Here is an 18127-nt window from a genome sequence, read left to right on the forward strand (position 1 = left end):
GGCACGGAAGCGGTCAGCCTGACGCCGGTGACGGCCGGCACCTATGACACGAAGACCGTGGGCACCGGCAAGGGGGTGACGGTCACCGGCCTGACCCTGACCGGCACCGACGCGGCGAACTACGCCCTGGCCTCGACCACGGTCACCGGCACGATCGGGACGATCACGGCGAAGGCCCTGACGGCGAGCCTGACCGGCATGGCGAGTAAGGTCTACGACGGCACCACCGGCGCGACCCTGACCGCCGGCAACCTCGACCTCACGGGCGTTCTGGGCACGGAAGCGGTCAGCCTGACCCCGGTGACGGCCGGTACCTATGACACCAAGACTGTGGGCACCGGCAAGGGGGTCACGGTCACCGGCCTGACCCTAACCGGCACCGACGCGGCGAACTACACCTTGGCATCGACCACGGTCACCGGTGCGATCGGGACGATCACGGCGAAGGCCCTGACNGACGGTGACCGTGACGGGCCTGACTCTGACCGGCACCGACTCCGCGAACTACACGCTGGCCTCGACCACGGTCACCGACGCGATCGGGATGATCACGGCGAAGGCCCTGACGGCGAGCCTGACCGGCACGGCGAGCAAGGTCTACGACGGCACCACGACCGCCACCCTGACCACGGGTAACTTCGGCCTTGCCGGCGTCCTGGGCACGGAAGCGGTCAGCCTGACCCCTGTGACCACGGGTACCTACGACACGAAGACCGTGGGTACCGGCAAGACGGTGACCGTGACGGGCCTGACTCTGACCGGCACCGACTCCGCGAACTACACGCTGGCCTCGACCACGGTCACCGGTGCGATCGGGACGATCACGGCGAAGGCCCTGACGGCGAGCCTGACCGGCACGGCGAGCAAGATCTACGACGGCGCCACCACCGCGACGCTGACCACCGGCAACTTCAGCCTCACCGGCGTCCTGGGCGCGGAAGCGGTCAGCCTGACGCCGGTGACCACGGGCACCTACGACACCAAGGCTGTGGGCATCGGCAAGATCGTGACCGTGACGGGCCTGACCCTGACCGGGACCGACGCCGCGAACTACATGCTGGCCTCGACCACGGCCACCGGCACGATCGGGACGATCACGGCGAAGACGCTGGTCATTCAGGCCGATGATGCACAAAGACCGCAGGGGGCGCCTGATCCGGTGTTTACGGCGCGGTATGACGGTTTCATCGGCGCCGAGGATCGGCGTGTCCTGATCGGCACCCTGGCGTTCGAGACGGATGCCACTGCGGCGTCGCCGGCCGGGCAGTATGCGATCATGCCGGGCGGGGTGTCGGCGGAGAATTATGTTACCCGCTTCGTTGCCGGCACCCTGTTGGTGACCTTCGTACCGATGAACACCAATGTGGAGACGATCGTCGGCAAGGATATTCCTGATGCCGTGAGGCGGCCCTTGCCGATGCTGGGAGGGGGGCCGCTGCCGGGCTTCGGCTTAGGCAATATTGAGGTGGAGATCGCCGAAATCCTGTTGCAGGCCAATCCGGACCTGAGCGCATTCCTCACCGAACCGCCGGGCGGCGAGGAACGGGAGTAGCAAGGCTTGGCCGCGCGGGATGGGGCAGGGGCGCCCATCCCGAAGCGGTCAGAGCCATTTCGCGCGCCTGAAGCTGATATAGAGCCCCCCGCAGAACAGGGCGATGACCCCGAGCACGACGAAATAGCCGTAAGTGGTCTTGAGTTCCGGCATATTCTCGAAATTCATGCCGTAGATCCCCGCGATCGCCGTGGGCACGGCCAGAATGGCCGCCCATGACGCGAGCTGGCGGGTGATCGTGCCCTGCCGCTGCTGTTCGAGCAGGTTGCTGGCTTCGAACACCGACGTGATGACTTCCCGCAGGCCGCCCACCATCTGCTCGATACGGTGCATGTGTTGCAGCGCGTCGCGGAAATAGGGCTTGGCTTCGGCATCGAGGCAGGGCAGGTCGAGATGCACCAGCTTGCCGCAGAGATCGAGCATCGCGTCGAGCACGCGTTGGAACAGGATGACTTCCCGGCGCAGCTTGAAGATGCGCTTGATCTGGGCCCGGTCGAGAAAGGCGTCGAGCATGGCCCGTTCCATGTCGAGCACCGAATCCTCGATGGTGCGGACGATCGGCAGATAGCCGTCGACGATGAAGTCGAGAATGGCGTGCAGGATGTAATCCGTACCGTGGCGAAGCGCCTGGGGGGCCGTCTCCAGCCGCTGGCGCAATTCGCCGTGGCCGCGGTCGGAGCCGTGGCGCACCGTGATGATATAGCGCCGGCCGACGAAGATGGCGGTGCGGCCATAGGTGATGCCATCGCCTTCGAGTTTCGCCGTCTGCGCAATGACGAAGATCTGATCGTCATAGGCACTGACCTTCGGCGTCTGCTGCGGGTTCAGGGCATCGTCGACCGAGAGTTCGTGCAGGCCGAAGCCCACCTTCAGAAATGCCAGTTCCTCGGCGGTCGGCTCATGCAGCCCGATCCAGATGAAGTCGCTTGCCTCGGCGGGCATGACCGCGGCATGGAACGGAACGGCTTCGAGCCGCCGGCCGTCACGATAGAGATAGGAAGCGATGACGGGCATGGCGTTCTCGAACAGAAAGGACTGGGCCGGGACAGGACAGGGCCGGGACAGGGACAAGAGGCGCCGGCGGTCCGGCGGCGCAAGGTCGCGCCAAAACGCCAGTGCCGGCGATCAGACGGCACTGGCGTTGAGGTTCCGATGATCCCGGCCGCTTGGTGTTGCGCGGACGGGCGTTTCGCGGGCAGGTCGATCCAGTTACGCGGGCACCTTGTCGTCGGTCTTGGCTTCGGCCTCGTCGACGGCTTCGGCGGTGGCGTTATCCGCCTCGTCGCTCGCGGTCTCGACTTCGGCTTCGACTTCCGCAGCGTCGGCGGCTTCAGCCTCGTCCGCGGCTTCGGTCACGGCTTCGGCGTCATCCTCGGCGTCCTCGTCCTCGTCCGCGTCGTCTTCGTCCGCGTCTTCGTCTTCGTCGGCCGCAACCTCGCCGGTCTCCCAGCTCAGCTGAAATTCGATCTCGGCGTGGCCGCCTTCGATTTCATAGACGACGGCGGCAACCGCATGTTCGGGAACGAAAATGTTCTCGTCCTCGATCTGGATGTTGAACTGCTGCTTCGACTCGAGCACATCCGCCAGCCGGCGGAGTTCGGCGACGAATTCCGGCAGGGTGTACAGCTTTTCGATTTCACGCTCGATGCTCATGTTCGTTCTCCGTGAGGTCGGGGTGGTCGCGAAGGGGGAAAGCCAGGCCGTGAAAAAGCGGGACCAGATAAAGAAAGGGGAAACGCCGAGGAGGTGAAGGCTATGTCGGGCGGCGGTCATGGGATCAGCTCGGGTCGTCGCGGTGGATGTCGTGCACGGTCATGCCGATCGATTCCGGCGGCTTTTCCAGCCATTGGCGATGGCGGAGCGTCTTGCGGGTGTCCTGATAGCCGGAATCCCAGTGCTCCCGCATCGAGGTGCCGGAGAATTCGTAATCCTTGGCATCGCTCTCATAGACCTTCTGCTGGTAGATGAGATGGATGATGTTGATCTGGGGGACGTCTTCCATCCGGGCGAGGAAGAGGCGGTCTTCCTCGGTCAGGGCGTCGGGCGGCACGCGCAGCAGGGCCTGGTGCAGCTTCAGCCGCATGTTGTGCATGCGCCGGAAGGTATCGGTGTTGTTCCGCGTCCGGCTGGAATACATGATGTCCTTGTGGCGCGCGAGCACGTCCGCCATGTTGCGGGGCAGGATGCCGCGGGCGCTGAACAGGTCGACCTGGAACACCAGCGTGTCGTGCACGTCCTCCTGCTCCAGGAGATACTGGAGCGGCGTGTTGGAGACGATGCCGCCGTCCCAGTAATATTCATTCTCGATGTGGACCGCAGGAAAGGCCGGGGGAAGCGCGCCGGACGCCATGATGTGCCACGGCCCCAGTTCCTCGATATGGCTGTCGAAATAGCGATAATTGCCGGTGCGGACATTCACGGCGCCGACGCTCAGGCGGTGCTTCTGGTCGTTGAGCACCTCCCAGTCGATCAGGCGGTTGAGCGTTCCCTCCAGCTCGGCGGTATCATAGAAGCTGGTCGCCCCGGACGCGCCGGGAAGCTGGAACCAGGGGCTGACGGCATGCGGCTTGAAGAAGCCGGGAAGGCCGGCCTGCATCGTCATCATGGAACTGGCCTGGTTGCGGACCCGGCGGAACAGGTCGCCTTCCGGGGTGAAGGACCAGATCCTGCGGCTCGAGACCGTGTCCCAGAAGGCGCGCAGCCGGTCGAGCCGGCTGCCCGGCCGGTTGCCGGCGATGATCGCCGCGTTCACCGCGCCGATGGAAACGCCCGACAGCCAATTGGCCTCGACGCCGGCTTCGTCCAGCGCCTGGAACACGCCGGCCTGATAGGCGCCGAGCGCGCCGCCGCCCTGGAACACCAGCCCGACCGACGGGTAGGCGGCAAGCAGTTCGCCGATGTTGGGCGCCGCGTTTCGCCGCTTCGGCCGCGGTTCCGACAGATCGTCCATCTCGGGGTCTCCGCTCAAAGGTCCGGGTCGGTCATGTAATCGTGCACGACCTCACCGAGGCCGAGCGTCAGGTCGGCGACGAAATGAACGGCCGAGACGATCTCCAGCACGGGCAGGCGGGCGACGTCGGCGATGACGTGCCGGAACAGCTGCAGGTCCGCCGGCCCCGTCCAGGCACCCTTCACGGTTATGTCTTCAAGGTGGTAGCGCACCAGTTCGCAGATGCGCGGGGTCGCATCGACATGGGGGATGATCTTGACCAGGAAATTCGGCCCGGCGAGCGAGCGCGCAACCTCGCCGGTATCGGCGGCCCGGTGCTTGTAGCCCATGGTCGCGGTGGCGCAGAGCACGGAGCCGTAGTGCAGGGTGCCGACGATCACCTCGCCCTCATGGACGAGTTTCGGAAAGGCCAGCTTCTTCGGGAACCCCCAGATCTCGCGGCCGCCGGCGATCGGGGCGTCGTCGTCCAGATACATGGCGTGGACATAGACGCCCGCCTCGCCCTGGAAACGCACCGGGATCACCTGGCCCGATTCCGTGTAGTCGCCGAAGCCGCTCGAGTCCGGCATCTTGATGAATTCGTATTTGACGATCGGCTCGACGATCTCGAGCGGTTCCGGCACCAGCGCCCGCAGGGCGTCCGGGTCGGTCCGGTAACTGATGATGACATATTCGCGGTCGATGAAGCGATAGGGGCCCGGCGGATAGGCCGGGTTCGACAGCGGCATGGCGTAAGCGCGGCGTACGTCTCTGGCTTTCATGGTCTTCCCGATCCCGTGTTCTTTCCGAAATCCCTGTCGTGTCCGAAATTCCCGGCGGGTCCGAAATGCCCGTCGTATCCGAAATTCCCGTCGTACAGGCGCGGCGCGGCCGGCCGGCACATCGGCGGGACCGCAGTCTTTCTCGCCGGTGCCTCTAGCTCATCGCTTGATTTGAAGCACAGCTACGTTTCAAGAAAATGATGGTAACTGGTTATGTGTGAATAAACTTGTCATAAATCTTATTTCTGATCTTGCGTGTCACTGTCATTTTTATGTCAGGCAATCGGACTATTAAGCGAAAAAGAATATTTCGCCGGCCGAGTTTTCAATTCGGGCGGTATTGAGCCTGACTGTCCCTGGGGGCTGGTCGGGAATTCCATTTCTTTTCGCGTCTGCGTGTATTCGAAAAGGGGGAACTCCAGTGGAATTTTTCGATCGCCTTGCGGGCAAAGCCCTGGGCAAGGCTGCCCGGCTGCTCGGCGCCGTCGGGTTCGCCGCCATGGCCTTCGGCGCCGCCGCCGAGGCCGAGCCGATCCGCGGTGCCGGCTCGACCTTCGCCGCGCCGATCATCAACCAGTGGTCGCGCGACTATGAAGCCCGGCGCACGGACGGCGGGGATTTCACCTCGCCGGACTGGCGGGTCGACTATGAGCCGGTCGGCTCCCTCGCCGGGCTCATGCGCCTCGCTCAGCCGGAAACCGACTTCGCGGCGACCGACGCTCCCCTGACGCCGGAGGAGCTTGCCAAGCGCGGCCTGGTGCAGTTTCCGATCGTCATGGGCGGCATCGTCGTCGTCGCCAATCTCGACAATGTCGGGGCCGGCCAGCTTCGCCTGTCCGGCCCGGTGCTGGCCGACATCTATCTCGGCAAGATCGGGACCTGGTCCGATCCCGCCATCAAGGCGCTGAACCCCGGGCTCGAACTGCCCGACGCGGCGATCGCGGTGCTGCACCGCCTGGACGGCTCGGGTTCCACCTTCACCTTCACCAGCTTCCTGTCCGAGACCAGCCCGGAATGGCAGGGCAAGCACGGCGCCGACACGCTGATCGCCTGGCCGACCGGCCGCGGCGAGAAGGGCACGGGCGGGCTGGCGGCGCTGACGGCGGCGACCCGGAACAGCATCGCCTATCTCGAATACGGCCAGGTCGTCCGCTCGGGCCTGCCGTTCGTCTCGCTCCTGAACCAGTCCGGCGCCTTCGTCCGGCCGGAACCGAAGTCGTTCCAGGCGGGGCTGGCCACGGTGGCCTGGGATCCGGCGCGCAGCTTCGTCGCCGATACCACCAACCTTGCCGGCGAGGGCGCCTATCCGATGGCGGTCGTAACCTATGCCGTGGTGCCCAAGGATCGCGGGCAGGGGCGGGTCAACCGCGTGCTCGACCTGTTCCGCATCGCGTTCCGGCAAGGCGCGGACGAGGCGGCGGCCCTCGGCTACATCCCGGTTTCCCCGGAACTCGCGGACCGGATCGAAGCCTATTGGGCCACGAGTTTCGGCCTGGCGAGCAATTGAAGCATCGGGCCGCTAAAGCATCGTCCGGCGATGCGTGAGGCCAAATATTTAGAGCGTGTTAGGAACGAAAACCGTGCCGAACACGCCCTAAATCCACCTGAAGCCGACAAGAACGGGTGATCTCATGGAAATAGATATCTTCAAGGATGTCCTGGTGCCGGTGATCGGCGGCCTGGGCATCTTCATGCTCGGCCTTGAATTCATGGCCAACGGCATCCAGGCCCTGTCCGTCAACAAGATGCGGGCGTTCCTGGCCAAGGCGGCGGGCACGCCGGTCAAGGGCGTGCTTGCCGGCACGCTCATCACCGGCGTCATCCAGTCGTCGACGGCCATGACCGTCATGGTGGTCGGCCTCGTCAATGCCGGGGTCGTGGCCTTGCGGCCGGCGATCAGCGTGATCATGGGCGCCAATATCGGCACGACCCTCGGCAACGGGCTGATCGCGCTGCCGCTGGGGCCGCTCGGGCTCATCCTCGGTGGCACCTTCGCGCTGGTCTACTGCTTCGCGAAGAACGAGAAGCTGCGGAACATCGCTCTGGCCTGCATGGGCTTCGCGCTCATCTTCTACGGCCTCAACCTGATGACCGGCGGCCTGCGGCCCCTGCGCAACCTGCCCGAAGTCATGGAACTGCTGCAGACGCTGCAGGCGGATTCCTACTTCGCCGTGATCAAATGCGTGCTGATCGCCGCCGGCGTGACGGCGATGATCCACTCGTCGTCGGCGACCATCGGCATCGTCATGGGCCTCGGCGCGGCCGGCATCCTCGACTGGAAGACGGCGATCGCCTTCTCGCTCGGCGCCGATCTCGGCACCACCATCACTTCGTGGATGGCGTCGCTGAACCTGTCGAAGAATGCCAAGCGGGCGGCCTATGCCCATATTTCCTTCAACATCATCGGGGTCTGCATAACGATCCCGATGTTCTTCATCTCGATCTCCCTGCTCGAATGGGGCATGCAGTGGTTCGGTGGCGATCCGGCCGTTCCCGTGGTCGTGAACGGCAAGGAAACCTTCCCCCTGGTGCCGGTCGCGGTCGGTCTCTATTCGACCGTGTTCAACATCTTCAACACGCTGTTGCTGTTCCCCTTCGTCGGCGTGTTCGAACGCGTGCTCTCGCGCATCGGCCGCACCGCGGAAGAGGATGTCGAGGATTATTCGACGCCGAAGTTCCTCGACCGCAAGCTCGCCAGCGACTTCGCCAAGGCCGTGCCGGCGGTCCAGCAGGAGACGGAACGCCACCTCCAGGCGGGCGCCATGTTCCTGAACATCGCGCGCGGCGACAAGAAGGCGCCGTCCGATCCGGGCGAACACTATCTGGCCACCGATATCCTCAGCCGGGATATCCGTGCCTATACGGCTGAACTGATGAAGGAAGACCTGCCTTACGAGCAGCTCGACCTGATCGCCAGCCTGATCGAGGAAGCGGACTTCACCGCCGCGCTCACCGAATCTCTGCACCAGGTGGCGCGTCGCGTGAAGCGCGAGCATTTCGGCAACCACGCCATGGCGATCGTGAACACCGCGCTCGACAAGCTCGATGCCTCGCTGCGCACGATCATGCCGACCTATGGCATCGCCGACCCGCAGATGCCGGCGGGCCATGTGAGCTATCCGAGCGTCGAGGACCTGCGCGCCAAGACCCTGGCGCTCGGTCCCAATGCCGGCGCCGGCGAGCGGGGCACCATCCTGGCCCTGCTCGGCTCGGTCGAGCGGGCGGAGATCCTGATCCACCGCATCGACGCCGAACGGAAGTCGGTCAACCGGGAAGGCGTGGTCGAGCGCGCGTCCCGGCAGGGCGGCCTGGGGCAGCCGGCGGTGCCGGGCGGCCTCAGCCCCGTCCCCGGCGAGTAACAGCCTCCAACAGTACCTGATGCACCGCGGTTTCCGGACCGCGGTGCATCGCTCCCGGGTGGACCCGGATCCTCGTTTGTTAGAGTATTCGCGAGCCTCAATTGCGGGAGCCGTCACCATGAGTATCGGTCTGATTGCGCTGCTGGACGATGTCGCCGCCTTTGCCAAGGCGGCGGCGGCATCTCTCGACGACGTGGCGGCGCAGGCGGCCAAGGCCGGCAGCAAGGCGGCCGGCGTCGTCATCGACGATGCGGCCGTCACGCCGCGCTATGTCACCGGTTTTTCCGCCTCCCGCGAACTGCCGATCATCGGCAAGATCGCGCTCGGCTCGCTGAAGAACAAGCTCCTGTTCCTGCTGCCGGCGGCCCTGGCCCTCAGCTTCCTGCTGCCGCAGGCGATCACGCCCCTGCTCATGTTCGGCGGTCTCTACCTTTGCTATGAAGGCGCCGAGAAGATCTACGAATTCTTCTTCCCGCATGCCGCCCATGCCCATGAGGCCGAAATCGGCTCGGTCGACCTCGATGCGAAATCCTTCGAGGATGAAAAGGTCGCGGGCGCCATCCGGACCGATTTCATCCTGTCGGCCGAGATCATGGCGATCACCCTCGGCTCGGTGCCCGAGGCCGGCCTCGGCAGCCAGGCCCTGGTGCTGGCCATCGTCGGGATCGCGATCACCATCGGCGTCTACGGCGTGGTCGCGGCGATCGTCAAGGCGGACGACGTCGGCCTCTGGCTCGCCCGCCGCTCGTCTCCCGGGCCGCTGGGCGCGCTGCTGCGCGGGTTCGGGCGCGGTCTGGTGCAGGGCATGCCCTATCTGCTCAAGGGGATCGGCGTGCTTGGCACCGCGGCCATGGTCTGGGTCGGCGGTGGTATCATCCTGCACGGCCTGGAAGGCTATGGCTTCGGGGCGCTCAGCCACCTCATCCATGATGCGGGGGTGGCGGCGGCCGATGCGCTGCCCGCCGTCGGGGCGGGCGTCGCCTGGCTGGTCCAGGCCATCGGATCGGGCATTGCCGGCGTCGTGATCGGGGCGGCCGCGATCCCGGTGGCGAGCTATGTCGTCGCCCCGCTGTGGCGCCGGCTTGCCCTCTATCTGCCCGGAAAGCGCGCCGCCTGAGGTCGGCCGGGCGGGGGCGGGCCTGACGTTCGCGCCCGTCCCTCCGCGTCACAGCGCGAGATAGCGCGCCCAGATCGCCTTGCCCCGGCGGTCGTAATCGTCCATGGCGGCGATCAGGGCGGAAAGTGCCGCGGGCGGGCACAGGGCTTCGGGCAGCAGGGGATCGCGCAGGATGGCGCGGATCGCCGCCCGGCCGGTCAGCAGGGATTCCGCCGCGGCCGCGGCCAGGGGCAGGTCGGGGAGGCGGGCGGCGCTGGCCGCCAGTGCCGCCGCCCGCTGCCCATGCGCCGCCTGAAGCGCCGCCACCGGCCAGAGGGCGGGAAAACGCGCCGTTCTGGCCTCGTCCAGCCCCGATGCCGCGACCACCAGCAGGTTCGGCGCGGCGTCGAGATCGCGCAGCCGGTCGCGGATCAGGGGGCCGCCGGCCAGATTGTCGGGCCGGGCCCAGACATTGGTCTCCGCCTCGACGAAACCTTCGAGATCGAGGGCGCGCATGGTGTGGCGCCAGACCGTGCGGTCGGCCCGGTCCTGCGGCCCGGCGATGGCCAGCAGCCAGCCCCCCGCCCAAGGCTGCCGCCGCGCCTCGACCCGGCGCCAGCCCTGGATGCGCTGCTGCAGGGGCGCCGCCCGGGCGCCGATCGTATGGCGCCCGCGATCCAGCGTCCGCACCCGCCCTTCCTGGCGCAGGCGGGTCAGCGCCGTGCGGATCGCCGTCGCTTCAAGGCCCAGCGCAGCGCCGGCCTGGACCAGTTCCCCGGTCGAGAAATCGGGCGGCGCGCCCGTGTCCAAAAGATCGAGGATCAGGGCGCGGGCGCTGAGCGGCGGAGGATCGTGAATCATGTTGCTATAATTGTCCTTATGTGACAAATATCGCAACAACGAAGATCGCGACGGGGAGAGAGAGAATGTCCAGCATCAGGCCGCTGACCCAGCTTGAAACCCATGAGGTCTTCAACCAGCCGCCGCCGTTCGAGGGGCTCAATCTCTTCTCCGGCGACATCGCCCTGGCCGAGGCGGTGGCCAAGGCGGGCGGTGCCGTCCATGCCCCGCGGCTGGCCGCCCTCGGCGCCCGGGCCGGCACGGCGGAAGTGATCGACTGGGGGGCCGAGGCCAACCGCAAGACCCCCGAACTCGACACGTTCGATCGCTATGGCCAGCGGATCGACGAGGTGCGCTTTCACCCCGCCTATCACGACCTCATGCATTTCGGCCTCGACAATGGTTTCGCCGCCGTCGCCTGGGACGGTTCGCCGGCGGGCCATGTCGGCCATGCGGCCATCCTCTATGTCGTCGGCCAGGCGGATTCGGGCACGATCTGCCCGATGACCATGACCTATGCCGCGGTGCCGGCGCTGCGGGCCGAACCGGCGGTCGCCGAGGTCTGGGTGCCGCGTATCACCGCCGGCCGTTACGACCGCGCCGCCCGTCCGGCCGCGGAGAAGGCGGGCGTCACCATCGGCATGGCGATGACCGAGAAGCAGGGCGGCTCCGACGTTCGCGCCAATACCACCAGGGCGGTGCCGGCGGGCGAGGAGGGCTGGTACCGGCTGAGCGGGCACAAGTGGTTCTGCTCGGCCCCGATGTGCGACGCCTTCCTGACCCTGGCCTATGCCGAGGGCGGCCTGACCTGTTTCCTGGTCCCGCGCTGGCTGCCGGACGGCGAGCGGAACGCGGGCTTTCGCGTCATGCGTCTCAAGGACAAGCTGGGCGACCGCTCCAACGCCTCGTCCGAGATCGAATATCACGGCGCGCTCGCCCAGCGCCTCGGGCCGGAGGGGCGGGGCGTCGCCACCATCATCCAGATGGTGCAGCACACGCGGCTCGACTGCGTCGTCGGCTCGGCCCAGATCATGCGCGGCGCCGTGGCCCAGGCCCTGTGGCACACGGCGCATCGCTCGGCCTTCCAGCGCCGGCTGGTCGATCAGCCGGCCATGGCCGGCGTCCTGGCCGATCTGGCCCTCGAAAGCGAGGCGGCGCTGGCCCTCGGCTTCCGCCTCGCCCAGGCTTTCGACCAGGCCGATCCCGTCGCCCGCCTGCTCACCCCGGTGGCTAAATACTGGGTGTGCAAGCGCACCCCGGGCGTGGTCTACGAGGCCATGGAAAGCCATGGCGGTGCCGGTTACATCGAGACCGGCCCGATGGCGCGCCTGTTCCGCCAGTCGCCGCTCAATGCGATCTGGGAAGGCTCGGGCAATGTCATCGCCCTCGACGTGCTGCGCGCCATGACGCGGGAGCCGGAAGGGGTGGCTGCGCTCCGCGATTATCTGGCCGCACAGGCCGGCCGGAACGGCGATTACGACCGCTGGCTGGCCGCGATCGACCTCGGCGGCGTAACCGAGGGCAATGCACGCCTGCTGGTCGAGCGCCTGGCCCTGGCGGCGCAGGCGGCGGTGCTGCTCGAATGGGACAATCCGCTGGCGGACGCCTTCTGCGCGCTGCGCCTGCGCGGCCGCGGCGGGCTTTACGGCGCTTTCGACGCCGATATCGACACCCGGTCGATCATCGAGCGCGCCATGCCCCGGGCCTGACGGGACGGGCGCGCCTTCTCCCGGCGGCGGGCGAAAAGCGAAACTGGGCAAATTCGGCGCGCCACCATTTGACATGTGCAAGCGGCTTGGCTACACAAGCCGCTCCTGATGCGGAGTCGTGGCCGAGCGGCTGAAGGCGGCGGTTTGCTAAACCGTTATACGGGGTAAACCCGTATCGAGGGTTCGAATCCCTCCGACTCCGCCAATTTTGCCAGTTTTACTGGCCTTCCCGCAGGGTTATGACGGCACACCCGCCTAAAAACCCGCCTTTCCCGAAGTGATGGGATGCGATGGGGTAAGGCCCTGTGAGACGATGAAGAAAGCCGCCCTCGGGCGGCTTTTTGCTATGGGGCGTCGATGCCTTCGGGAGAGGACTATGTTGCGCGTGACCTTCGAGGATGGTTCTGTGATCGAGTACCGGGACGGCGAGGTGGTCGAGATTGAGAGCCACCCGCCCAGAGACACCCCAGCGGCGGGCTGGGTGCGCACGCGCGAGTATCCGCCGGAGTATCGACGCGCAACCCCGTTGAGCATCAACGTGCTGACGGTCGGGAAGCGGGTTCACACCGGCGGCGGCTTCGTCAAGGTCACGAGCATCGAGCGGGTCTGAGGTCATGGCGAACGTGCCCAACAGCACCGGCAACGGAATCGCACCATTGGACCCGCAGCTTACCGGCAACGTGGGGCTGTACTACTGCTGCTATCGGCTTTCCCTCCTCGGGTGGAACGTCATGCCGACCGCGCGCAACGCCCGCGGGGTGGATATCATCGCCTACAGCCGGGACGCCTCCCGCTTCGTCGGGGTGCAGGTCAAGGCCCTGAGCAAGCGCAACCCGGTTCCCCTCGGGACCTCACTGGACAAGATCATGGGGGACTTCTGGGTGATCGTGAACAAGGTCGCCACGCCTACCCCTTCGGCCTTCATCCTCCTGCCCTCGGAGGTCCGGGAGCGCGCCCACCGCGGCGAGAAGGACGGGCGCGTGTCGTACTGGTTGCAGCCCGGAGACTATGAGCAGGACCCGTTCCGCGAGGCATGGGAGCGGATCGGGCACGGGGGCGTCTGACGCTCGTTACAGCTCCTCGGGCAAGGCCAACCGCCAGCCGCGGGCGGTTTTCTGCTTCCCCCGCAGTAGGTCGCCAAAGCAAGTGCTGCTGATGCCGTGCCGCCCGCGGAAGTCTAGGCGCGTGCCGGTGTCGCGCTCGCCGGTCCTGACGTTGACGATCATGTAAGTTGTCAGATCAGCGTGCGCCCGGCGGACAGCCTCCGAGTTGCGTATGGCCTCGATGCGCCGGGCCTGAAAACTCGGGTCGGAGTGGACGCGACGAAGCCCAGCAAGGCGACGGGCCTCCGTTTCAGGGTCTGCGCGGATGCGGGAGAGCTGTTCAGTGCTGCTTGCCCGCCACTGGGGATCATCCCGAAGGCGGGCCATTTTCTCCCGGTTGTCCTTCTTCCACTCTGGCGTTGCGGTTGCCCGCCGGGAGGCTTCGAGGCGGCGGGCTTGCACGTCCGGGTCCGCGCGAAGGCGGCGCATGGCCGCTTTGAAGTTGTCTGAGCTGCGCAGAGAGCTTGACAACTTCGCCCGTGCTTCTGTCGTGTAGCACTGCGCTTGCCCTCCACCGGAGGTGAGGTTGTATCCCTTCGGGCTCAGGCAGTCGAAGCCCCAGATGTAGAAGCATTCCCGGTCGTTCAGCTCCTCGCGGGCGCATAGCTCCACGATCTCAAACCCGAAGGCGTCCGGGCCGTGCTTTCGCAAAGCGGCGGCGAGCTTCGGGCTGTTTCCTTGTCCAGACAGGTGATCCTTCCAGCGGGTGGCGATGCTCACGGACTGACCCACGTACCGCTTCCCGGTCGTGCGATGCGTGACAACGTAGATTCCGGCGAGCGGGCCGGAGGCTTCGCCCAGCAGACGGCGGGTCATCGTGGCGCGGATCGTGTTCATGGCGTGCGCTCCATTTCTTGTAGAAGGTCAGCCCCGAAACCATCGACCGCTCACGCCTCGTGAGGGGCGAGGCTATTGCGTGAGGTCGAGCGGCTTCCGGCTCGGGGCTGAACTCGGTCAGCGACCCGTGCGCGGCTTCGCGTTCGGGCGCTTGTAGGCGTGATTGACGAAGCCTTTCAGCTTCGTGGCGACAGTGTCCCGCTTCATCGCGGCAATCTGGGTGTTGCGGGCGGCTGCGCGCTCCTCGTGGATGCGTGCAGCCTTCTTCACGTTCGGCACGCTGCCGGGCATCGGTTTCGTGGTCATGGTCGGTTCCTCCAATCAGTAGATGTTGCGGATTTCCTCTGCACACTTCGGACAGATGCGGTTTCCCGCGTGCGCTGACCAGAAGTCGGAGGAACACCGAAGGCAGCGGCGGACTTTGACCCGCGGATCGCCGTCACGCAGCCACCTCGGTACATGCCCACCCCAACACTTGGGCTTGGGCGGGGCGGTCTCAGGCTTCATCGCCCGCGGCTTGCGCAATCGCCTTCTCAGCGAGCGCCAGCGACAGGTTCTTGATCGGGTCGGCCTGTCCGCGGACAAATTCGCGGTCGGCGGCGATGGCCGATTCATAGGCGAGGATCACGCCCTTGAGCTTGGCGACAATCTCCGCGTGCTGCGCACCGAACACCCGCTGGGCGAAGTCGCCCACGGAGAACGGGCGGCGGTCGCGCGGGCGGCGATCCACAACCGTTGCGATGGCGGCGGCGAGCGGGAGGTCATTGGTGGCGATGGCGGTCACGGCGGCGGTTTCGAGTTCCACCGGCCCGGCCCCTTCGAGCGTGAGCTGGTAGTTCAGGCGCTTCGTGTCGCCCAGGGCGATCCGCCCAAGGGCCTGCGCCGGGGACTGGTTCAGGGACAGCAGGAATTCGGCGTCAGCGGCGAGCTTGGCGAACGGGCGCAACAGTTCCTCGCGCTGGGCGCGCGACGATTCCGCGATGGTCAGGCGGAACTTGGCGATGCGGGAGGCTTCTTGCTGCTTGGCGAACTGGCGGGCAACGGTGCGGTTGGCCGGTTCGGTTTCGCGGACAACCTCCTCAGCTTCGCGGCTGAAGCGGTCGCGGGCCTCCGCTACCTGCTGCTGAATCTTGGCGATGCGCGCCTGAAAGGCGGTCGCAAGTTCGGTGGCGCGGGCGGTCAGCCGGTCGATGTTCTCCGCGGTCAGCGGAACATCGGTGGGGACCTTCTTGAAATCTACGGTGGCCATGTTCGGGCTCCTCTGAAAAGTCATCACGACTCGGAAGGGCCTCTTGACACGTCACCGGCGGGGCCACTCCCAACCTAAAGCGCGAGCGCCAAATGCCCGCACTTTCGAGGAACCATACTGGAAGAATGGACAGCGCGGCAAGAAAAAGAAGTTGTAGATCAATGACTTGCGTAAAAAGTAAAGTCCGCCGGGGTGCCCCCCGAACCCCTCACACATACATGATCCGGTCCCCCGTGTCGGGCAGGCGCGGCGGAGGTCCGGCGAAGTCGCCCACGCTCACGACACCCTGCGAAGCCCCACTGATCAAATATGACGTGGCATCCAGCATGTGATCGTTCGCGGAGGTGTCCACGTCCTCTGGGCGGCGCGGATCGCGCGGCAGAGCCGGGACGGTGGAGAGCCAGAACCGGCAGCGCGAGGCCACGAAGAACTCCCCCTGCACCATCAGTTGCTTGATGACCTCGAAGCGCGGGACGCGCGCCCCCTTGCGAGCGGGCGTGACCCGCACACCGGCGGCGCGGAATAGATCGCTGATGCTGTCCTCGTGACGCCCGGCGGTCTTGGCTTCGGCGGCGGCGTCGATGACGCCCCGCGCGCGGACACCGGAGCGGGCGCACATGGCGTGAAGGGCGGGCGCAATCTGCGACGGCGAACGGCCCGTGCCGCGGGCGATGTTGCGCGGGTCGAACTCCGCGTGTTCATCGTAGATGACCCACGAGCCCCGCGGCATCACCCGGTCATCGCTCAGGCGAACATCGAAGGCGAGCTGACCGCCCAGCACAGCGGCCATCGGTGCGGCGCTGCCCCAGTCGATGCCGAGCTTCAACGAGGTGAACAAGTCGGGCGGGACCTCGTGATGATCGAACACGGCGCGCGAGTGCTGCCATGACCCGCTGAAGAAGTCTCCCGTCAGCGCGGACCAATCGCCCTCACGGTGCGCCCGGTACAGCGCCGGGTCGGTGTGTTTCAAGACCTCGAAGTTGCGGCGGTACGCCTCCGGCAGGTGCGGGTTGTCATCGACCACGCTGGGCGCATAGACCCAAGTGTTGCCGCCGAACTCGAACGGAGCCCAAGGGGTCCGCGCGGTCACGTAGCGTTCAGCGAGGGCGCTGTGATTCTGCCCGCCGGGGTTCCCGGCCAAGACCATGCGAAGCGGGACGCCCGGCGCGCGCAGCGATAGCCCGAGCTGGTCGATTACGTCCATGCCCGGACCTTCGCCCGCTTCATCGACCACGATCAGGCTGTATGAGTGACCCTGCGCAACGTCACTCAGGGCCGAACTCGATTCAACGTGCGTCAGCGTGATCGTGGCCCCGTTCGGGAGCCTGAACACGTTGTCGTTCATGTTGTAGGCGACCTCACGCCCATAGGCGGAGCGCAGCAGCGCGCGGGTTTCCTCCGCGAACTGAAGCAGCGACTTCAACCGGCGGCGGGTCACGAGGACGCGGGCGCGGTTCTTGTACTGGTCGCAGTGCCGCAGGATGAGCAGTTGCAGGCCGAAGGACTTGCCGCCCCCGCGGCCCCCGCCAAGGAACAAGAAATGATCTTCCGGGACGGCGAGCACGCGCGCCTGGAACGGGGTCGGGGCAATGATGTTGTTAGGTGGGCTGGACATGGATCACCCTCGCGTATTCCTCGGGGCTCAAGGCCGCATTGATTTGAATGAGGACGCGGGGCGCTTCGCCGGGGCCGTCCTCGCGCCCAATCTTGTAGAGCTTGTCGCCCAGCCACTCCGCGGCGCGGGTGTCGCCTTCCTTCATCCGGGCGCGCATGACGGCGATGACCTCGCCCGCGCCTTCGGCCCGGCCTTCCTCGATTGCCAGCGCCAGCGGGGACAGCTCGCCTTCGGCGTCGTCCTTCTTGAGGGCGTTCCACTGCGCGGGGGATAGCCCAAGGGTCCGGCGGATAGCGTGCTCGCGGCACCCTTCGGCGGCGAGTTCGCGCACTACGTTCAGCGCGTCAGCGGGCAGGCCCTTCGTGGCGAGGTCGCGGACGATGCCCTTGGTCAGTTGGGTGTTGCGGCTCATGCTTCGGCCTCCTCGGTGGCGAGGGCGGCGGCGGCTTCCAAGTCCTTCCTGATGCGGTAGATCGCGGACTTGCCGGCGTGCGTGATCGTGCGGACACGGTCGGGCTTCACCCCGGCCTTGAGCAGCGCGGCGATCTTGTCCTCAAGGCTCCGGGACATGCGAGGTGCGCCGATCTTCACGCCCTTGGCCCTCGCCTTGCGGTGGCCCCGGCGCAGGGCCTCTACGCGCACAGCCTTGTCGAACGTGACCACGGCGGCGACGGCGCGGAGGATCGCGGCCCCGGCGGGCGTGCGGGTGTCGAGGTCGAGGTCAGCGACGTACAGGCCAGCGCCAGCCACGGACAGCTCGCGGAGCAGTTTTTCGAGGTCGCCCACACTACGGGCCAGCCGGTCGAACGAAACAGCAGCGATGCCATCCGCTGCGCCCCGGAGGGTGTCGAAGATCGCGCGGTCAAGGTACGGGCGGGGATCGCGGGCGGCGCGGGTGTCGATGTTCTCGTCAGCGTACTCAGCAACCACCTCATGCCCAGCAGCGGCGCAGAAGGCGCGGAGCGGGGCGAACTGGTCCTCAGTGGCGGGGTCGGTGTCGAGTGCCCGGCGGGCGTACAGGATGAAGCGGGCCATGATTGTCGGTGCCTATCGAAG

At 66.5% G+C, this 18127-nt stretch carries 19 protein-coding genes and 1 tRNA gene; 9 read left to right on the forward strand and 11 right to left on the reverse strand.

Annotated elements, in window-relative coordinates; all coding sequences use genetic code 11:
- Positions 1–18: 18 nt before the first annotated feature.
- Positions 19–636, forward strand: a complete 618-nt coding sequence (locus DKG75_RS22830; RefSeq protein ID WP_425319008.1) for a YDG domain-containing protein — start codon at positions 19–21, stop codon at positions 634–636.
- A complete protein-coding gene (locus tag DKG75_RS00010; RefSeq protein WP_109919038.1) occupies positions 545–1552 on the forward strand; it encodes a YDG domain-containing protein in 1008 nt (335 codons plus the stop codon). Before DKG75_RS22830 ends, DKG75_RS00010 begins: the two co-directional genes overlap by 92 nt.
- Before the next feature lie 48 nt (positions 1553–1600).
- Here the strand turns inward: DKG75_RS00010 and DKG75_RS00015 are convergent, their stop codons facing one another.
- The 4 genes from DKG75_RS00015 to DKG75_RS00030 form a co-directional block, all read right to left on the reverse strand.
- On the reverse strand, positions 1601–2566 hold the full coding sequence (locus DKG75_RS00015) for a magnesium and cobalt transport protein CorA (protein WP_109919039.1): 966 nt from the start codon (positions 2564–2566) through the stop codon (positions 1601–1603).
- A gap of 195 nt (positions 2567–2761) precedes the next feature.
- Complete coding sequence (locus tag DKG75_RS23145; protein ID WP_208112038.1) at positions 2762–3205, reverse strand: hypothetical protein; 444 nt, start codon at positions 3203–3205, stop codon at positions 2762–2764.
- A gap of 124 nt (positions 3206–3329) precedes the next feature.
- Complete coding sequence (locus DKG75_RS00025) at positions 3330–4502, reverse strand: patatin-like phospholipase family protein (protein WP_109919040.1); 1173 nt, start codon at positions 4500–4502, stop codon at positions 3330–3332.
- A 14-nt stretch (positions 4503–4516) separates the two neighbouring features.
- On the reverse strand, positions 4517–5263 hold the full coding sequence (locus DKG75_RS00030) for an acetoacetate decarboxylase (protein ID WP_109919041.1): 747 nt from the start codon (positions 5261–5263) through the stop codon (positions 4517–4519).
- A gap of 421 nt (positions 5264–5684) precedes the next feature.
- Between DKG75_RS00030 and pstS the strand changes: the two genes are divergently transcribed.
- From pstS to DKG75_RS00045, 3 genes are all read left to right on the forward strand, one after another.
- A complete protein-coding gene (gene pstS, locus DKG75_RS00035) occupies positions 5685–6770 on the forward strand; it encodes a phosphate ABC transporter substrate-binding protein PstS (protein ID WP_208112037.1) in 1086 nt (361 codons plus the stop codon).
- Positions 6771–6894: 124 nt separating this feature from the next.
- Positions 6895–8622: a Na/Pi cotransporter family protein gene (locus DKG75_RS00040; RefSeq protein ID WP_109919042.1), complete on the forward strand. Its 1728-nt coding sequence runs from the start codon at positions 6895–6897 to the stop codon at positions 8620–8622.
- 118 nt (positions 8623–8740) lie between these two features.
- Entirely contained in the window at positions 8741–9739 is a 999-nt protein-coding gene (locus DKG75_RS00045) for a DUF808 domain-containing protein (RefSeq protein WP_109919043.1), read from the forward strand.
- A gap of 48 nt (positions 9740–9787) precedes the next feature.
- Here DKG75_RS00045 and DKG75_RS00050 read toward each other — a convergent pair whose 3' ends face one another.
- Entirely contained in the window at positions 9788–10579 is a 792-nt protein-coding gene (locus DKG75_RS00050; RefSeq protein WP_109919044.1) for a hypothetical protein, read from the reverse strand.
- 65 nt (positions 10580–10644) lie between these two features.
- On the opposite strand from DKG75_RS00050, the gene DKG75_RS00055 reads away from it, so the two are divergent.
- From DKG75_RS00055 to DKG75_RS00070, 4 genes are all read left to right on the forward strand, one after another.
- Complete coding sequence (locus DKG75_RS00055; protein ID WP_109919045.1) at positions 10645–12267, forward strand: acyl-CoA dehydrogenase family protein; 1623 nt, start codon at positions 10645–10647, stop codon at positions 12265–12267.
- Positions 12268–12379: 112 nt separating this feature from the next.
- Positions 12380–12472: transfer RNA gene (locus tag DKG75_RS00060), tRNA-Ser, on the forward strand.
- A 171-nt stretch (positions 12473–12643) separates the two neighbouring features.
- Positions 12644–12877, forward strand: a complete 234-nt coding sequence (locus tag DKG75_RS00065) for a hypothetical protein (RefSeq protein ID WP_133636916.1) — start codon at positions 12644–12646, stop codon at positions 12875–12877.
- Positions 12878–12881: 4 nt separating this feature from the next.
- Positions 12882–13331 (forward strand): hypothetical protein, encoded by a 450-nt coding sequence (locus DKG75_RS00070; RefSeq protein WP_109919047.1) that lies wholly within the window; start codon positions 12882–12884, stop codon positions 13329–13331.
- Between the two features lie 6 nt (positions 13332–13337).
- Here DKG75_RS00070 and DKG75_RS00075 read toward each other — a convergent pair whose 3' ends face one another.
- The 6 genes from DKG75_RS00075 to DKG75_RS00100 all read right to left on the reverse strand — a co-directional run bounded on the left by DKG75_RS00075 (position 13338) and on the right by DKG75_RS00100 (position 18106).
- Positions 13338–14207 carry a GIY-YIG nuclease family protein gene (locus DKG75_RS00075; protein WP_109919048.1) on the reverse strand — a complete coding sequence of 290 codons (870 nt, stop codon included), beginning with the start codon at positions 14205–14207 and terminating at the stop codon, positions 13338–13340.
- Between the two features lie 117 nt (positions 14208–14324).
- The gene (locus DKG75_RS00080) at positions 14325–14513 is read right to left on the reverse strand and encodes a hypothetical protein (RefSeq protein WP_109919049.1); all 189 of its coding nucleotides are present in this window, start codon (positions 14511–14513) and stop codon (positions 14325–14327) included.
- Between the two features lie 190 nt (positions 14514–14703).
- A complete protein-coding gene (locus tag DKG75_RS00085; RefSeq protein WP_109919050.1) occupies positions 14704–15456 on the reverse strand; it encodes a hypothetical protein in 753 nt (250 codons plus the stop codon).
- A 208-nt stretch (positions 15457–15664) separates the two neighbouring features.
- Positions 15665–17071, reverse strand: coding sequence for a PBSX family phage terminase large subunit (locus DKG75_RS00090; RefSeq protein WP_109919051.1), 1407 nt, complete (start codon positions 17069–17071; stop codon positions 15665–15667).
- Positions 17055–17483 (reverse strand): hypothetical protein, encoded by a 429-nt coding sequence (locus DKG75_RS00095; protein ID WP_109919052.1) that lies wholly within the window; start codon positions 17481–17483, stop codon positions 17055–17057. The genes DKG75_RS00090 and DKG75_RS00095 overlap by 17 nt, the downstream gene beginning before the upstream one ends.
- Positions 17480–18106 carry a recombinase family protein gene (locus tag DKG75_RS00100; protein WP_109919053.1) on the reverse strand — a complete coding sequence of 209 codons (627 nt, stop codon included), beginning with the start codon at positions 18104–18106 and terminating at the stop codon, positions 17480–17482. The genes DKG75_RS00095 and DKG75_RS00100 overlap by 4 nt, the downstream gene beginning before the upstream one ends.
- Between the last annotated feature and the right edge of the window lie 21 nt (positions 18107–18127).

The organism is Zavarzinia compransoris, from assembly GCF_003173055.1.
Taxonomy (GTDB): domain Bacteria; phylum Pseudomonadota; class Alphaproteobacteria; order Zavarziniales; family Zavarziniaceae; genus Zavarzinia; species Zavarzinia compransoris.

What these genes read in the sequence shown, in the direction of transcription:
- DKG75_RS00010 (WP_109919038.1), top strand. Translation starts at nt 545, where the DNA reads ATGATCACGGCGAAGGCCCTGACGGCGAGCCTGACCGGCACGGCGAGC.
- DKG75_RS00015 (WP_109919039.1), bottom strand. Translation starts at nt 2,566, where the DNA reads ATGCCCGTCATCGCTTCCTATCTCTATCGTGACGGCCGGCGGCTCGAA.
- DKG75_RS23145 (WP_208112038.1), bottom strand. Translation starts at nt 3,205, where the DNA reads ATGAGCATCGAGCGTGAAATCGAAAAGCTGTACACCCTGCCGGAATTC.
- DKG75_RS00025 (WP_109919040.1), bottom strand. Translation starts at nt 4,502, where the DNA reads ATGGACGATCTGTCGGAACCGCGGCCGAAGCGGCGAAACGCGGCGCCC.
- DKG75_RS00030 (WP_109919041.1), bottom strand. Translation starts at nt 5,263, where the DNA reads ATGAAAGCCAGAGACGTACGCCGCGCTTACGCCATGCCGCTGTCGAAC.
- DKG75_RS00040 (WP_109919042.1), top strand. Translation starts at nt 6,895, where the DNA reads ATGGAAATAGATATCTTCAAGGATGTCCTGGTGCCGGTGATCGGCGGC.
- DKG75_RS00045 (WP_109919043.1), top strand. Translation starts at nt 8,741, where the DNA reads ATGAGTATCGGTCTGATTGCGCTGCTGGACGATGTCGCCGCCTTTGCC.
- DKG75_RS00050 (WP_109919044.1), bottom strand. Translation starts at nt 10,579, where the DNA reads ATGATTCACGATCCTCCGCCGCTCAGCGCCCGCGCCCTGATCCTCGAT.
- DKG75_RS00055 (WP_109919045.1), top strand. Translation starts at nt 10,645, where the DNA reads ATGTCCAGCATCAGGCCGCTGACCCAGCTTGAAACCCATGAGGTCTTC.
- DKG75_RS00065 (WP_133636916.1), top strand. Translation starts at nt 12,644, where the DNA reads ATGTTGCGCGTGACCTTCGAGGATGGTTCTGTGATCGAGTACCGGGAC.
- DKG75_RS00070 (WP_109919047.1), top strand. Translation starts at nt 12,882, where the DNA reads ATGGCGAACGTGCCCAACAGCACCGGCAACGGAATCGCACCATTGGAC.
- DKG75_RS00075 (WP_109919048.1), bottom strand. Translation starts at nt 14,207, where the DNA reads ATGAACACGATCCGCGCCACGATGACCCGCCGTCTGCTGGGCGAAGCC.
- DKG75_RS00080 (WP_109919049.1), bottom strand. Translation starts at nt 14,513, where the DNA reads ATGACCACGAAACCGATGCCCGGCAGCGTGCCGAACGTGAAGAAGGCT.
- DKG75_RS00085 (WP_109919050.1), bottom strand. Translation starts at nt 15,456, where the DNA reads ATGGCCACCGTAGATTTCAAGAAGGTCCCCACCGATGTTCCGCTGACC.
- DKG75_RS00090 (WP_109919051.1), bottom strand. Translation starts at nt 17,071, where the DNA reads ATGTCCAGCCCACCTAACAACATCATTGCCCCGACCCCGTTCCAGGCG.
- DKG75_RS00095 (WP_109919052.1), bottom strand. Translation starts at nt 17,483, where the DNA reads ATGAGCCGCAACACCCAACTGACCAAGGGCATCGTCCGCGACCTCGCC.
- DKG75_RS00100 (WP_109919053.1), bottom strand. Translation starts at nt 18,106, where the DNA reads ATGGCCCGCTTCATCCTGTACGCCCGCCGGGCACTCGACACCGACCCC.